The sequence below is a fragment of the Streptomyces angustmyceticus genome (assembly GCF_019933235.1).
Classification (GTDB): domain Bacteria; phylum Actinomycetota; class Actinomycetes; order Streptomycetales; family Streptomycetaceae; genus Streptomyces; species Streptomyces angustmyceticus.
Genome location: NZ_CP082945.1, coordinates 4,204,234 through 4,218,834, shown reverse-complemented (window position 1 = coordinate 4,218,834; position 14,601 = coordinate 4,204,234). Strand labels below are relative to the sequence as shown.

The 14,601-nt window shown below is 70.2% G+C and carries 10 protein-coding genes; 7 read left to right on the top strand and 3 right to left on the bottom strand.

The features are described from left to right. Positions 1–65: 65 nt before the first annotated feature. A complete protein-coding gene (locus K7396_RS18905; protein ID WP_086715238.1) occupies positions 66–2,225 on the top strand; it encodes a SpoIIE family protein phosphatase in 2,160 nt (719 codons plus the stop codon). A gap of 231 nt (positions 2,226–2,456) precedes the next feature. Then, complete coding sequence (locus K7396_RS18900) at positions 2,457–4,130, top strand: hypothetical protein (protein WP_308686910.1); 1,674 nt, start codon at positions 2,457–2,459, stop codon at positions 4,128–4,130. Positions 4,131–4,142: 12 nt separating this feature from the next. Here K7396_RS18900 and K7396_RS18895 read toward each other — a convergent pair whose 3' ends face one another. From K7396_RS18895 to K7396_RS18885, 3 genes are all read right to left on the bottom strand, one after another. Then, entirely contained in the window at positions 4,143–6,266 is a 2,124-nt protein-coding gene (locus K7396_RS18895; RefSeq protein WP_086715236.1) for an ATP-binding protein, read from the bottom strand. A gap of 337 nt (positions 6,267–6,603) precedes the next feature. Then, positions 6,604–6,930, bottom strand: coding sequence for a hypothetical protein (locus K7396_RS18890; protein ID WP_086715233.1), 327 nt, complete (start codon positions 6,928–6,930; stop codon positions 6,604–6,606). A gap of 284 nt (positions 6,931–7,214) precedes the next feature. Beyond that, a complete protein-coding gene (locus tag K7396_RS18885) occupies positions 7,215–7,592 on the bottom strand; it encodes a DoxX family protein (protein WP_308686909.1) in 378 nt (125 codons plus the stop codon). Positions 7,593–7,706: 114 nt separating this feature from the next. On the opposite strand from K7396_RS18885, the gene K7396_RS18880 reads away from it, so the two are divergent. The 5 genes from K7396_RS18880 to K7396_RS18860 all read left to right on the top strand — a co-directional run bounded on the left by K7396_RS18880 (position 7,707) and on the right by K7396_RS18860 (position 14,515). Then, positions 7,707–8,219 carry a MarR family winged helix-turn-helix transcriptional regulator gene (locus K7396_RS18880; protein WP_086715230.1) on the top strand — a complete coding sequence of 171 codons (513 nt, stop codon included), beginning with the start codon at positions 7,707–7,709 and terminating at the stop codon, positions 8,217–8,219. A gap of 279 nt (positions 8,220–8,498) precedes the next feature. Next, positions 8,499–8,798 (top strand): WXG100 family type VII secretion target, encoded by a 300-nt coding sequence (locus K7396_RS18875; RefSeq protein WP_086715229.1) that lies wholly within the window; start codon positions 8,499–8,501, stop codon positions 8,796–8,798. A 77-nt stretch (positions 8,799–8,875) separates the two neighbouring features. After that, a complete protein-coding gene (locus tag K7396_RS18870) occupies positions 8,876–9,190 on the top strand; it encodes a hypothetical protein (protein ID WP_086715227.1) in 315 nt (104 codons plus the stop codon). A 32-nt stretch (positions 9,191–9,222) separates the two neighbouring features. Next, positions 9,223–9,921, top strand: coding sequence for a hypothetical protein (locus K7396_RS18865; protein WP_086715225.1), 699 nt, complete (start codon positions 9,223–9,225; stop codon positions 9,919–9,921). Between the two features lie 25 nt (positions 9,922–9,946). Further along, positions 9,947–14,515, top strand: a complete 4,569-nt coding sequence (locus K7396_RS18860; RefSeq protein WP_086715223.1) for a DUF6531 domain-containing protein — start codon at positions 9,947–9,949, stop codon at positions 14,513–14,515. Positions 14,516–14,601 lie beyond the last annotated feature (86 nt).

Here is a 14,601-nt window from a genome sequence, read left to right as displayed (position 1 = left end):
GCGTCCGGAAGTCCAGCGCGCCGGATACGTCAGGTGCTGCCTCTCGCGGACGATGGTGCAGGCACATGGATAGCTCTGACAGCGCAGGTGCGGCCGGCCGTGGCCCGGAGCCCTCCGACGAGTGGTGGCAGGCGAATCCGCCGATGCTGGAGCGGATTCTCGCCCTTTCGCCGGCAGGTATGGCCGTGCTGGACCGGGATCTGCGCTTCGTCTGGGTCAACGCGGCTCTGGAGCGCCTCGGGGGCGTCCCCCGTGACCAGCGGTTGGGCAAGCGGCTGCGGGACGTGCTGCCCCACCTGGACTTCCGGCTGGACATCGAGGGGATCGAGTCGCTCACGCGGGACGTGCTCGACACCGGCCGGCCCCTGGTCGATCACCTGCTGCGCGGCGGTACCAAGGCGCACCCCCACCGACCGCACGCCTACTCGCTGTCCGTCTTCCGACTGCACAGCGCCACGAACCGGGTGCTGGGCGTGTCCTTCATCATCCTCGACGTCACCGACCGCTGGCGTGCTCGGGAGCGGCTCGCTCTGCTGAACGAGGTCGGAGCGCAGACCGGCAGCACCCTGGACGTCATGGACACCGCGCAGACCCTGGCCGACATCAGCGTCCCGCGGCTGGCCGACTTCGTCGCCGTCGATCTCCTGGAGTCGGTGATACGCGGCGAGGCACCGCGCCCCTGCGCTCACCTCCATCCGCCGCAGATGCGCCGTGCGGGCCAGCAGTCGATCCACGAAGGCGTGCCCGAGTCGGTCGCGGCGACCGGACAGGCCGTCGTGTTCCACCCTCACTCGCCCGAAACGCAGTGCATGCTCGACGGGCGCTCCCGTCTGGAGGCCATGCCGGGGGCCTCGACCAGCAGCTGGTTCGCAACGGACCCGGCCCGAGCCGCGAAAATCCAGGAATTCGGTTTCTGCTCCCTGATCCTCGTCCCGATCCTCGCCCTCGGTGATGTGCTGGGCGTCGTCAGGTTCATCCGCTGGCAGCTGCGCGACCCCTTCGAGCAGGACGACCTGCTCCTCGCGGAAGAAGTGGTGGCCCGCGCGGCGGTGAGCATCGACAACGCCCGCCGCTACACCCGGCAGCACAGCACCGCGCTGGCCCTGCAGCGCAGCCTGCTCCCGCGCAGTCTCACCGGCGGCAGCACCCTCGATGTCGCCTGGCGCTACCTGCCCGCCCATGCCTCCGACGGCGCGGGCGGCGACTGGTGCGACGTGATACCCCTGTCCGGGGCCCGGGTGGCCATGGTCGTCGGAGACGTCGTGGGCCACGGGATCGACGCCGCGGCCACCATGGGACGGCTTCGCACCACCGTCCGCACCCTGGCGGACATGGACCTCCCTCCGGACGAGTTGCTGGCCCACCTGGACGACCTGGTGCTGCGCCTGATCGACGAGGAACAGACCGCCGACCCGTCACTGGCCCCCGCCGCACTCGGCGCCACCTGCCTGTACGCCGTCTACGACCCGGCCACCCGCAAGTGCGCCATGTGCCGCGCCGGCCACCCTCCTGCCGCCGTCATCGCCCCGGACGGCTCGGTGACCTTCCCCGACCTGCCCGCCGGGCCCCCGCTCGGCCTGGGCGCCCTGCCCTTCGAATCCGCCGAATTCGACATCGCCGACGGCAGCGTCCTCGCCCTCTACACCGACGGCCTGATCGAGACCCGCGACCAGGACATGGAACTGGGCCTCGCCCGGCTGCGCACCGCACTGGCCTCCCCCGGGGCGCGGCTCGACGAACTCTGCGGAACCGTCCTGAACGAGGTGCTCACCGGTGGCCCCGACGACGACGTCGCACTGCTCCTCGCCCGCACCCACGCCCTCTGCGCGGACCAAATGGCCTCCTGGGAGCTGACGTCCGACCCGTCGGTCGTCGCCGACGCCCGCACGCTGACCGCGGACCGCCTCACCGCCTGGGGACTGGACGGTCTGGTCTTCCCCTTCGAGCTGATCGTCAGCGAACTCGTCACCAACGCCATCCGCTACGGCAACGGACACATCCGGCTGCGCCTGATCCGGCAGGACGCGCTCATCTGCGAAGTCTCCGACGTCAGCAGCAGCTCACCCCGGATGCGCCACGCACGGACCACCGACGAGGGCGGCCGCGGCCTCTTCCTCGTCGCGCAGCTGGCCCGCCGCTGGGGCACCCGGTACACGACCGACGGCAAGATCGTCTGGGCGGAGGAACACCTCCCGGCGAGCGACGCTCAGTACCAGGCGGCGTGACCTTCCACCGCGTCCCGGGCGACTGGCGCCTTCGGGGGCCCGACGCCGCGAGACGTGGCAGAGCCATGCCGCCGGCCGGGCCTGGCTAGGGTGATCGGGACGTGCGGCAGGCGCTGTGCAGCCAACAGGAGGTGACCAGTGGGGCCAACCGATCCCCCGGTGATACGTGTGCCGGTCGGGGAAGGCTCCGGTCGTTGGGTCAGCCGGGCCGCACATCGCCGGGTTCTGTTGGTGGTGCACAACATCGCCTCCGCCGGGCGCCTGCTGGACGTACTGCCGCTGTTCCACGACGACTTCCGGGTGCAACTGCTGATCACCTCGACGGATTCGTCTGTGTTCCAAGGTGGAATCCGGAACCTCTTCGCCGAGTTGAACCTGCCTGTGATGCCCTGGGCTCAGGCCCTGCGCACGCCCGTGGACCTTGCGATCTCCGCCAGTTTCGGCGGCCAACTGCACTGCCTCAAAAGCCATTTGACTATTTTGTCGCATGGTGTCGGATACACTAAAAGGCTGGCCGGGAGCCGGGAGCCGGGAGCCGGGAGCCGGGAGCCGGGAGCCGGGAGCCGGGAGCCGGGAGCCGGGAGCCGGGAGCCGGGAGCCGGGAGCCGGGAGCCGACGTTCGGGCTGTCGCCGGACTGGCTGTTGGCGGACGGCGAGCCGTTCGTGGACGGTCTCGTGCTGTCCCATCCGGAGCAATTGGAGCGGTTGCGCGTGGTCTGCCCGGAGGCCGAGAAGGCGGCCGTGCTCGCCGGCGACCCCTGTTTCGACCGCATACTGGCCGCCCGCCCCCATCGGGAGCGTTTCCGGCGCGCTCTGGGAATCCGGCGCGGACAGCGACTCGTCGTGGTGAACTCCACGTGGAACCCGGAAGGGCTCTTCGGGAACGGCGGTGGCCAGGACGTCCTGCCGAGCTTGTTGCCGCGGCTCGCGGCCGAGCTGCCGGCCGACGACTACCGGCTCGCGGCCGTCCTGCACCCGAACATCTGGTACGGGCACGGCCCGGGACAGATCCGGGTGTGGCTGGACCGGGCCCGCCGCAGCGGACTGACCCTGATCGATCCGGTGCACGCGTGGCGCCAGGCCCTCCTGGCCGCGGACATCGTCCTGGGTGATTTCGGGGCGGTCAGCTACTACGCCGCGGCACTGGGCCGCCCTGTGCTGCTGGCCGCCACCGGGGAGGAGCGGCTGGACCCCGAGGCACCGCTTGCGGCGTTCGTCCGGGAAGCTCCGCGGCTGGACCCGCAGGGCCCGTTGCGCGAACAGTTCGAAGCACTGCTGGCACGCCACCGGCCGCTCGCCGGGCCGGCCGAGTTCACCACCTCGGCCCCCGGAGCCTCGGCGGAACTGCTGCGACGGCACTTCTACGCGCTGATGGACCTCCCGGAGCCCGTGGGTCCCGCGCTGCTGGAGCCGCTGCCCTTGCCGCAGCACGACCCTCCGCTGCGTACGCATCCGCTGGATGTCCGTGCCCGTGTGCGCGGCCCCGACGTCGTGATCGAGCGGTCCGCCGGGCATCCGTACGACGCCGGCGGCGAGGCGCACCGCGCCGTTCACGAGGACACGCGTGATCCGGGTGACCTGGCGACGGCTGACGTGATCTGGCGTGACGGACCGCCGGATGATCCCCGCTTCGGGGACCCGGCCGCGTGGACAGCGGACGTCCTGCACCAGCACCCGCACTGTTCTCTCGCCGCGTATGTCAGCGGGCCGGACCGGTGCACCGTACGGGTCCGTGGTCTCGGTGTCCTCCAGCTGTCAGCGGGACCGGAGGCGGACGCCGACCCGGCGGTGTATGCGTCGGCACTGCACGCATGGCTGACGCGCAGCGGCGAGGCACCGCCGGACGGGGCGACGCTCCGGGTGCACGTGGCCGGCGGCGTGCATCCGGTGGTGTGCGCCAGATGACGGCCTCTCCTGCTACCGCGCCGCTTCGCATCGCTGCCGGAGGCGAGCGAGGTATTCCAGGTGCGGAGCCGCCCCCTCCGGCACGAGCAGACGTTCCGCCTCGGCGATCCTGGCGAGCGCCGCGGCGTCGTCGCCGGCGTCGTGCAGCGTCTCCGCGAGGTCGGTGAGGACGCGGCCCTGGTTGTACGCCTCGCCCTGTCCCACGAAGAAGTCCAGCGACCTCTCCAGATGGGTGCGCGATTCCTCCAGGCGATCCACTCCGCGCAGGGCACGCCCCTGGTGGCGCTCGGCGAGGGCAAGGGCGCGCGGCAGGTCGTCCGCGCCGTCCTGCCCGGCGGAGATCCGCCGGTACAGGTGTTCCGCCTCGACGAACCGCTCGTAGGCCGCGGGGTACTGCCACCGGCTCAACAGCAACAGGCCGAGCAGTTCCACGGACGACGCTTCGCCCCTGACGTGGCCCGCCGCTCGCTCGCCTGCGACGGCGCGGTGCGCCTCGCGGTCGGCCTCGTCCCATCGCCGCAGCTCGCCGAGGCAGTGACCGAGCTGGAAGTGGAGCCCGGCTGCCGTGCGGGGGTCCGCTTCCAGCTCATCGGCGCACCGGGCCGCGAGCTGCAGAGCGGGCAGCACCTCGTCCCAGTGCCCGGCCTTCAGCTGCAGCGGCCACAGCGCACGGGCCAGCTTCAGTGCCTTGCCGGGATGTCCGTATTCGTGGGCGACAAAGACCGCCCGGATCACATTCGCCGCGTCGGCCCGCAGGGCCGCCATGCCCGCGGCTTCATCGCGGTAGGGCCTGTCGTCCGTCGGGGCGGGCTCGACCCGCCAGCTCCGTGGCAGGGCGGCGTGGGCGGCGTGCAGTGCCCGGTTCAGCACACAGTCAAGTCCTCGGGACACGGCCGCGGCACACTCCGCGACTCCGTGTTCGGGACCCGCGGCGTCCGCCAGGAAGCGCCGTACGTCGGGGCGGAAGCGGTAACGGCCTTCGTGCAGGGGCTCCACCAGCTCCGTGACCGCCGCGTCGGCCAGCATGCGGTCGGCCTCCTCGGGCGCGACGCCTGCGACGGCGGCGGCCAGGCCGGCGTCGAACGCGGGCCAGCCGCCCACCGCGGTCAGCCGGCACAGCCGTGCGGTCTCCGGTCCGAGCCCCCGGCACAAAGCGTGGGCCATCGCGTGCACCGGAGACCGCCCGGCGGGGCCGGCCGCCGGATCCGGGAGCGGCCGTTCCCCGGTCAGCAGGCTCATCGCCGCCGCCTTCAGGGCGAAGGCGTTGCCCGCACAGTGGCCCAGGAGCTCCGGCAGCCGGGGCTTGGCGAGAGCGACCTTCTCCGGTCCGGCGACCTTCCTCAGCATCGTCACCGCGTCCCGGTCCTTCAGCCGCGGCACGGCGATGCGCTCCGCCTCCAGTGCGAAGGCCGGTCCGGACGCGATGACCAGGAGGAAGACCTCCGGGGTGGCGGGGACGAGAGGGCGGACCTGCGCGACGGACGAGGCATGGTCGATCACCACCAGCGCCCTTCGGCCGGCTGTCAGCCGCCGGTACAGCTCCTCCCGCCCGGCCTCCGTGGGCGGAACGCGCTCCCGCTCGACCCCCATTTTCAGCAACAGGCGCAGCAGGACGGCCGACGGGCCGGGTCCGCTCTCGGTGGCCGCGTCCCGGAGATCGACGTAGAACTGTCCATCGGGGTACCGGGCAGGCCGGCCGGCACCCCAGTACAGACCCACCGCGGTGGTTCCGATTCCGGGCGGTCCGTGGAGGAGGGCGACCCTTGGCCTCCCGTCTGCCGGCCGGACCGCCTCTCGTGTCAGCTGCTTCAGCACCCGCTGGCGATCGGTGAAGTTTCTGGTGGCAGGCGGCAGCCCGGCTCCCGGGTGCAGCAGCAGCGCGGATTCCGGCATGCTCCGCAGCAGTTGGGCCCACTCGTCGTTCTGCTGCTGGTCCCGGCTCAGCCGCGCGTGCAGTTCCCGCGCCAGCGTCTCCCACCCCACCGGGCCGGCCGGAGCCGGCGTCTCGCGCCCCAGGGTCCGTCTCACCAGAGCACCCGTGGACACCAGCACCTGCTTGCCCATCTCCCCCGCGGCACCGTTCCCCACCGCGGTGAAGAATGCGGTGAGCGCCCCCACCGTCACGATCTCGAACACGCCGACCCCTCCCCTGGTCCCGTGCTGCGGTCCCTGGCCGGACTGTATCCCCGCCGCAGCAGCCCGGGAAAACGGTTCCTGGCCGGATCGCGCTCCCGGGGTTTCAGGGCTGTCTCGTGTCGCCGGTGATGTCCCGGGCACGGAACCGAGTGACGGAACCGGTCCCCGGTGCCCGCGACTTCAGCCGGCTCATGGGCCGGCCCGGCCGACGCCTGCCGGGGGACCCGAAGCCGCTCTCGAAGCCCGGCTTCGATTCCCGTCACCCGCTCCATGGTTGAGGCCCAGGTCAGCGACCTGGGCCTGGTTGGCCGTCCGCCTGCCCGGCGCGTGCCAGCTGTCAGGTCGCGCAACGGGCGAAGGCCTGCACCCTGCCGGACTGGTTCGACTCGTTCTCGAACCGGATCGACCACCGTCTGTCGCTCACCGCGCGGTTGCCCGTCACGTCGATGTCGGACGAGGACACGAGCCAGCCACCGCTGACGGCGAAGGTGCCCCTGGGGCAGGTGACGGTGACGGTCTCGGTCTGGTTGGCCCCGATGGAACGGACCGGGCTCTCTGCGGTGACGACGCGGGGGTGGGTTTCGTCATCGGCCAGTGCGGGGGACGCCAGGGTGACGGCCAACGCGGGTACAGCGGCCAGGGCGAGGAGCGTGGTGCGGGACATGCTGTGACCTCTCTGAGTGGTTCGTGCGTTCTCTGCGAATCGAACGCACCAGCCCAGGCTAGGAATGGGGCGGACGGAACCGCCATCCGATGCGCCCCATTGGAGTGACGGAAGGCGCGCCACCGGAGACCGGTCGTGGTGGCGCCGCCCGGGCGCTCCGGCCTCCAACTGACCCACGTACGCGGCCCTGTTGACCAGAGCTCAGCGAGCGACCTCAGGCCCCGGGGTTCGTACGGCGGGCGGCCGTCCGGGGCAGCGGGACGCGCCGCCCGGCCGTCCCTGGCCTAGAGGGCGTACGGCCCGAACCGGCCCCACGCCACGACGGCCGCGAGCGCGAGCAGCACCACATTCACGGCGATCATCTGCGCCTCGCTGCGGCGGGCGTGCACGGCCATGGCGCCGAGCATGACCAGCACCAGGCCGAGGGCCGCCAGGGGCGCCAGTACCGGTGCGGTGCCGAGCGCGGGCGGCAGGACCAGGCCGAGCGCGGCCAGCATCTCCAGGCCCCCGATCAGCTTCACCGTTCCCGCGCCCACGCCCTCGGTCCAGCCCATGCCCGAGGCCGCCAGCTTCTGCTTCGGCTGGGACAGCTTCATCGCCCCGGCCGCCAGGAATGCCACCGCGAGTACGCCCGCGAGGACCCACAACAGAACATTCACCATGATCAAAACCTTTCAATGACTTAAAGCGTGAAGTGAAGGCTAGGGCTCATTCACTTCAAGATGCAAGTCATCCATTAAATTGATCACTTCACGCGTGAAGCTATAATCGCGAGCATGGAGACCCCGCAGGAGCCCCGCTGGCTGGACGATGAGGAAGATCAGGCATGGATCGCGCTCAGCAGCATGCTGATGCGGCTCCCTGCGGCACTGGACGCGCAGCTGCAGCGCGACGCCGGTCTGAGCCACTTCGAGTACCAGGTGATGGCCGGGCTGTCGATGGTCCCCGAGCGCACCCTGCGGATGAGCGAGCTCGCCGCGTTCGTGGAGGGCTCGCTTCCCCGGCTGTCCCAGGTCGTCGGACGGCTGGAGAAGCGCGGCTGGGTACGCCGTAACCCCGACCCCGCCGACGGCCGCTACACCGTGGCCACCCTCACCGACGACGGGTTCGACAAGGTGGCCGCCACCGCCCCCGGCCATGTGGAGACCGTGCGCACCTGCGTCTTCGACGCCCTCACCCAGGCGCAGGTCCGCCAACTGGCCACGATCGGCCGCCGCGTCGTCGGCGCCATCGACCCCCAACACCCGCTCGTCACCGGGACGCTGGACCGGCTACGGCCGGAGAAGTAACCGCGCCCTCGGCGAACGGCTCCCGTCCAGCGGCATGTCCACCGGGCAGTAGGGCCGACTCCCGTCACCCGTACCGCAGTTGAGGCCCAGGCCGGCGACCTGGGCCTTTTGCGTTGTCAGGGCCGGGCGGGTTCCGGCATGACCCGCTGGTCAGCGCCCCCGCCCGCCGCTTCGTCACCGTTCCGCAACAGGTGTGAACCGGGTGGGCGGGTGGCTCGTACAGCCCCGTGTGTGCGGCCCAGTTGGCCGCGGCGATACGGAGCGAGGGAAGGAATCGGCATGGCCGGCGGCAACATCCAGATCAGCCCGGAGGAGATGCGGGAGGCGTCGACCTGGCTGCAGAACCAGAAGGAACTGATGCAGCAGAGCCTGCACGAGGCCAACACCAAGATGGACGAGATGGTCGAGGCGGCCTACGCCACCCCCGGTTCGGAGAGCAAGTTCCGCCCGTACTGGGAGGAGTACAAGAACGGCACCGAGAAGGCGATCGAGGGCCTGCAGGGTGTCAGCGAGTTCATCAAGCAGGTCGCCGACGCGTTCGTCGACACCGACGACCAGACGTCCGGCTCCATCGGCTGACGTGCCCCGTACCGTCCGGCCCCGTCCTCGCGGTGAGGGCGGGGCCGGACGGCCGGACGGCCGGAGAGGAGACACCGGTGGGTCGCATCAGCGTTCCCGTGCAGGATCTGAAGGACACCGTCAAGGAGCTCCAGAACATCGGGGATCTGATCGGGAACTCCGCGACGCTCTACCACGCCGCCGGCGGCTCGGGGGACTTCAAGAGCGTGGCCGGCGACAGCACGCTCGCGGACGCCCTCGACGCGTTCGACAAGGCGTGGGTGGCGGGTCACGAGCGGGTTCACGACAACGTGAAGACGTTCGCCGACAACACGGACACGATCGTCGAGAACTTCACGCAGACGGACGACGAGACCATCAAGTCGCTGGACGAAGACCAGCAGGACGCGTGACGGAGGAACGTCGCGCCGAAGGGAACAGCGCCATGTCGGAACCGACCACGGAGCAGCCGGAGGCGGCCGCGCCCGCGGAATACAGCCTGAGGTTCCCCGATTCGTGGTGGCATCTCGACCTCGACCCGAGCACGCGGGACGCGTCGATCCGCCGTCGCATCGAGGCACAGGTGGAGAAGTCCCCCCAGCTCCCCCGCGAGCGGGTGGACGGGCTGATCCGCAACACCCGGCGCATCGCCCGCGAGGCGCATGCGCAGGGTGCGCTGCGAGCCTCGGGAATGATCAGGATTCTCCGCGCGGGCAGCGGGCCGCTGGTGCTCAGCGCCACGACGGTGGTGCTGCGGATCACCGTTCCCGAGGGGGAGTCGGAGGATCTGGCGGACCTCGTCATGGCCGCCGGCGTGCAGCTCGGCACCGAGGCGGAAGGCACCGGACTGCCGCCCGGCGAGGTGGAGTTGGTGGAACTGCCGCATGCCGGGGCGGCCGGGCGGATCTCCCGCGTCGAGGACGTGGACTACCAGGGGAAGCGGGTTCCCACCGCGGTGCGGCACACCCTCGTCCCGGTGCCCCACACCCACGACTACCTGGTGATCGCCAGCTCCACTCCCAACGTGGACCTGGCGGAGCAGTTCTACGAGGTCTTCGACGCGATCGCCGAGTCGCTCCGCTTCGACGTCCAGGCCGACACGAGCGACGCAGCCGACACGACCGACGCAGCACAGGGAAAGTGAGGTCGCGACCATGGCGCGTCCAGCGGTGTCCGATTGGGAAGACGTCTTCGGGTTCTCGGACGACCCGACCCCCGGCGATGCGGACATGCTCGGCGATCTGGCCCGCCAGTACCGCTCCGTCGCCGACAACGCGGGCGACGCCCTGCCCCTCGTCTCCGGCCTGGAGAACAACCAGGTCGGCGAGGGCAAGACGATGGACAAACTCCGGGACAAGCTGGGCGACCTGGCCAACCAGGTGCGCAAGCTGCACAGCTCCTACGACCAGGCCGCCGGCGCGCTCGACACATACGTCCACTCGCTACGTGATCAGCAGCGCAACGCCGACAACGCCTTGGAGAAGGGACGCGAGGCAAAGGACCGCCTCGAGTCCGCCACCGACGTGGTCAAGGCGGCCGGCGCCGACATCAGCCACCTCGACGGCCAGAAGCACCCGCCGGACGACAAGGAAGCCCGCGCCAGCACCCGCCGCGCCCTCGACGAGGCCCACAGCAAACAGTCCAGCGCCCAGGCACAGGCCGACGACGCCCAGGCCGACCTCGACGCCGCCCGCATGCTCGCCGAGGACGCCCGCCAGATCCGCGAGGAAGACGCCGCCGTCGCCGCCGGGAAACTGGACGACGCCCGCGACGAATCCGTCGACGGCTACAGCCTCTGGGACAAGATCAAAAAGACCTTCAGCAAGGCCCTCGCCATCATCAGCGCCGTGCTCGGCGTGCTGGCAATGCTGGTACCCGGCCTGCAAGGACTCGGGATCGCGCTCACCATCGGGGCCTTCGTCGCCGGCGCGGCATCACTGGGCATCAACATGTCGATCATGGCCGAGACCGGCGACTGGAACATCGGCGAAATCGTCCTCGACGTCGTCGGCCTGGTCGCGGGCGGCGGCGCGCTCCTCAAGGGCGTCAAGGGGATCGGCTCGGCCCTCAAGAACGTCAAGCCCAACTCCGTCAAATCGCCAAACTCCCGTCTCACCGGACGCGGCGTCGACAAGCGCACGTGTGCGACCGACCCGGTCGATGTGGCCAGCGGCGAAATGCTGTTGCAGCAGACCGATCTGGCGCTGCCCGGCGTCCTGCCGCTCGCGGTCTCCCGTACGTATCTGTCGTCCTACCGCTACGGCCAGTTCTTCGGCCCCTCCTGGGCCTCCACCCTCGACGAGCGCCTGGAGGTCAACGAGCGGGGGCGGGTGTCATGGACCCGTGAGGACGGGTCGATTCTGTTCTACGCGGGGCTTCCCGGTGCCGAATCGGGCGAGCGCGAGGGGGTGCTGCCCGAGGAAGGTCCGCGTCTCCCGCTGGCCCGTGCGGGAACCGGCACCGAGGACCGAGCCACCTATCGCGTCGCCGACCCGCACACGGGTCTCGTGCGGACCTTCGCGGACCACCCCGACGACGAGAACGGCCTGTACTGGCTGAGCGGTTGGCACGACCGCAACGGCAACGAGGTCACCGTCGAGCGCCTGGAAGACGGCACCCCGACCACGCTGCTGCACTCCGGCGGCTACCGCGTCGACGTCCGCTGCATCGCCGGCCTGATCACCGGCCTCTCGGTCGCCACACCCGACGGCCCCGTCGAGGTCATGTCCTACGAGCACGACGCGGACGGCAACCTCACCCACGTCGTCAACTCCTCCGGCCGGCCCCTGCTGTTCGGCTACGACGAGCAGTCCCGCATCACCTCCTGGACGGACCGGAACGCCTCCACGTACCGCTACGTCCACGACGACGAGAACCGCATCACCGAGACCGTCGGCCCCGACGGCTGCCTCTCCTCGCAGTGGTCCTACGACACGGTCGAGCACCGCACCCACTACACCGACGCCTGCGGCGCCACCACCGTCTACCAGCTCAACGACCTCTACCAGGTCGTCGGTGAGACGGACCCGCTGGGCCACACCACCACCTCCGAGTGGGACCGCTACGACGCCCTCCTCGCCCGCACCGATGCCCTCGGCCACACCACCCGCTTCGCGTACGACCGGGCCCACAACCCCACCGTCATCGAACTCCCGGACGGCAGCCGGTCCACGGCGACGTACAACGAGCTGAACCTTCCGGTGTCCTCGACCGGTCACGACGGGACGACCTGGCACTGTGCGTACGACGAGCGGGGCAATCCCACTGCCATGACCGGGCCGGACGGGGGCACCCTCAGGTTCACCCACGACCGCGCGGGTGCCATCGCGACCGCGACTGACGCCTCGGGCGCAGCAGCCACGTATGACAACGACGCCGCCGGTCTGCCCCTCTCCATCACGGATGCCTCCGGCGGAACCGCCCTGCTCGAACGCGACTCGTTCGGCCGCCCCACCGTCCTCACCGACCCACTGGGTGCGATCACCCGCACGGTATGGACCGTCGAAGGCCGCGTAGCGGAGCGCACAGCAATCGATGGCCGCACCGAACGCCTCACCTGGGACGGCGAGGGCAACTGCCTCACGCACACCAACCCCGCAGGTGCCACCACCCGTTTCGAGTACACGCATTTCGACCGGCTCGCGGCGCGTACCGACCCCGACGGCGCCCGGTCCACCTTCGTCTACGACGCCGAGCTCCGCCCCACCCGAGTCACCAACCCGCAGGGCCTGACCTGGGATTACACCTACGACCGCGTCGGCCGTCTCATCAAGGAGGCCGACTTCGACAACCGCGAAATCCGTTACGCCCACGACGCGCTGGGCCGGATCACCTCCCGCACGACACCGCTCGGCGAGGAGATCGGCTACACGTACAACGAACTCGGTCAGCTGACGTCCAAGGACGTGGCCGGGGTGCGGACCGACTACACCTATGACGCCGCAGGCGCGCTCCTCCGCGCGGTGTCCCCCACCTCCACGCTCACTTTCGAGCGGGACATCACGGGGAACCTGCTGTCGGAAACCGTCGACGGACGCACCACCCGCTACACCTACGACTTCATGGGGCGTCGCACCTCCCGCACCACGCCCACCGGCGCGTACACCGAACTCGCCTACGACCAGGCAGGCAACCGTACCTCCCTGACCTCCGACGGCCACCGGATGGAGTTCACTCACGACCTCCTCGGCCATGAACTCGTCCGCGCACTGGGCGCGACCGCCTCGCAGGTCGCCATGACCACAGCCTGGGACATGGCTGGCCGCCCCGTCGCACAGGGGCTTACCACTCCGGGCGGGGTCGTTCGGGCCGGCACCTACGCGTACCGGGCGGACAACTACGTCTCCGCCATCACCGACGAGGTGACGGGGACGAGCAAGGAGATGGAACTGGACCGGGTGGGACGCCCGTTGACGGTCACCGCCGAAGGCTGGACCGAGTCCTACGCCTACGACCAGGCAGGCAACCAGACCGTGGCCAACTGGCCCGACAAGGCGCCGCGCACCGAGGCCCGAGGCTCCCGGACCTACACCGACACCCGTCTGCTCTCCGCCGGCACGGTCCGGTACGAATACGACGACGCGGGCCGCATGGTGCTGCGGCAGAAGCGCCGCCTGTCGAAGAAGCCCGACACCTGGCGCTACGAGTGGGACGCCGAGGACCACCTCGTCGCCTGCGTCACCCCCGACGGCACCCGGTGGCACTACACCTACGACCCGATGGGCCGCCGCACCGCCAAGTACCGCATGGCGGAGGACGGCGTCACCGCGGCCGAAGCGGTGCACTTCACCTGGGACGAAACGCGCCTCGCCGAGCAGACGGACGGCACCACCGGCGTCATCCTCACCTGGGACCACGACGGCCACCGCCCCCTCACGCAGCTGGAGCGCAAGCCGGGACGCCAGGACGAGTTCGACTCCCGATTCTTCGCCGTCGTCACCGACCTCGTCGGCACCCCCACCGAACTGGTCGATGAGCAGGGCACCATCGCCTGGCGCTCCCGTGCCACGCTGTGGGGCGTCACCACACGCAATCGGAACGCGATCGCTCACACACCGCTGCGTTTCCCGGGGCAGTACGAGGACCCCGAAACGGGCCTGCACTACAACTACTTCCGGCACTACGACCCCGAGACCGCCCGCTACACGACGCCGGACCCGCTCGGTCTCAAACCCGCCCTCAACCACCACACCTACGTCAAGAATCCCCTGGCGTGGACCGACCCCCTCGGCCTCGCGCCCTGCACTGCGACGTACGGCCCTCTGACCAACGGCGCCGGCAGCTCCATGAAGGTCAAGCTGGGGCCCAACTCCAACTTGGCCGGAAAGCCCCCGACGATTAAGCCCGCCTGGTGGCCGACCGGACAGGGGCCCACAGCGCTGTGGTTCCAGAAGCAGATGGTGCAAGGACATCTGCTGAACGAGCATCTCGGCGGGCCGGGCCACACCCTGAGCAATCTGACCCCGTTGACGAAGACCGGAAACCTGAACCACCTCAACTCCATCGAACGGACGGTAAAGAAGGAAGTGGCAGCAGGAAACACGGTGGAGTACGAGGTCATCGCGCACTACGGGAAGGTCTCCGGGGCGGACCTGGGGGCCACTGGCCAGGTTGCCGCCGACATCGACCGGAACTATTCGTCGCTGATTCCCGAGTACCTCTCGTGCTACGCCACGGTGTACGACAAGCAGGGCGCCCACATGTACGGAGAAGGCTGGCAAGTACGCAACACGAAGTGACTCGGGCGACGCCGATTCTCCTGCCGCGAGCCTTATCGCATTCGAGGTTGCGCGTGACATAGCCGCGTACACAAGGCGAATCTGAA

Coding starts and splice junctions, on each gene's coding strand:
- K7396_RS18875 (WP_086715229.1), top strand. CDS start 8,499: ATGGCCGGCGGCAACATCCAGATCAGCCCGGAGGAGATGCGGGAGGCG.
- K7396_RS18905 (WP_086715238.1), top strand. CDS start 66: ATGGATAGCTCTGACAGCGCAGGTGCGGCCGGCCGTGGCCCGGAGCCC.
- K7396_RS18880 (WP_086715230.1), top strand. CDS start 7,707: ATGGAGACCCCGCAGGAGCCCCGCTGGCTGGACGATGAGGAAGATCAG.
- K7396_RS18890 (WP_086715233.1), bottom strand. CDS start 6,930: ATGTCCCGCACCACGCTCCTCGCCCTGGCCGCTGTACCCGCGTTGGCC.
- K7396_RS18865 (WP_086715225.1), top strand. CDS start 9,223: ATGTCGGAACCGACCACGGAGCAGCCGGAGGCGGCCGCGCCCGCGGAA.
- K7396_RS18885 (WP_308686909.1), bottom strand. CDS start 7,592: ATGGTGAATGTTCTGTTGTGGGTCCTCGCGGGCGTACTCGCGGTGGCA.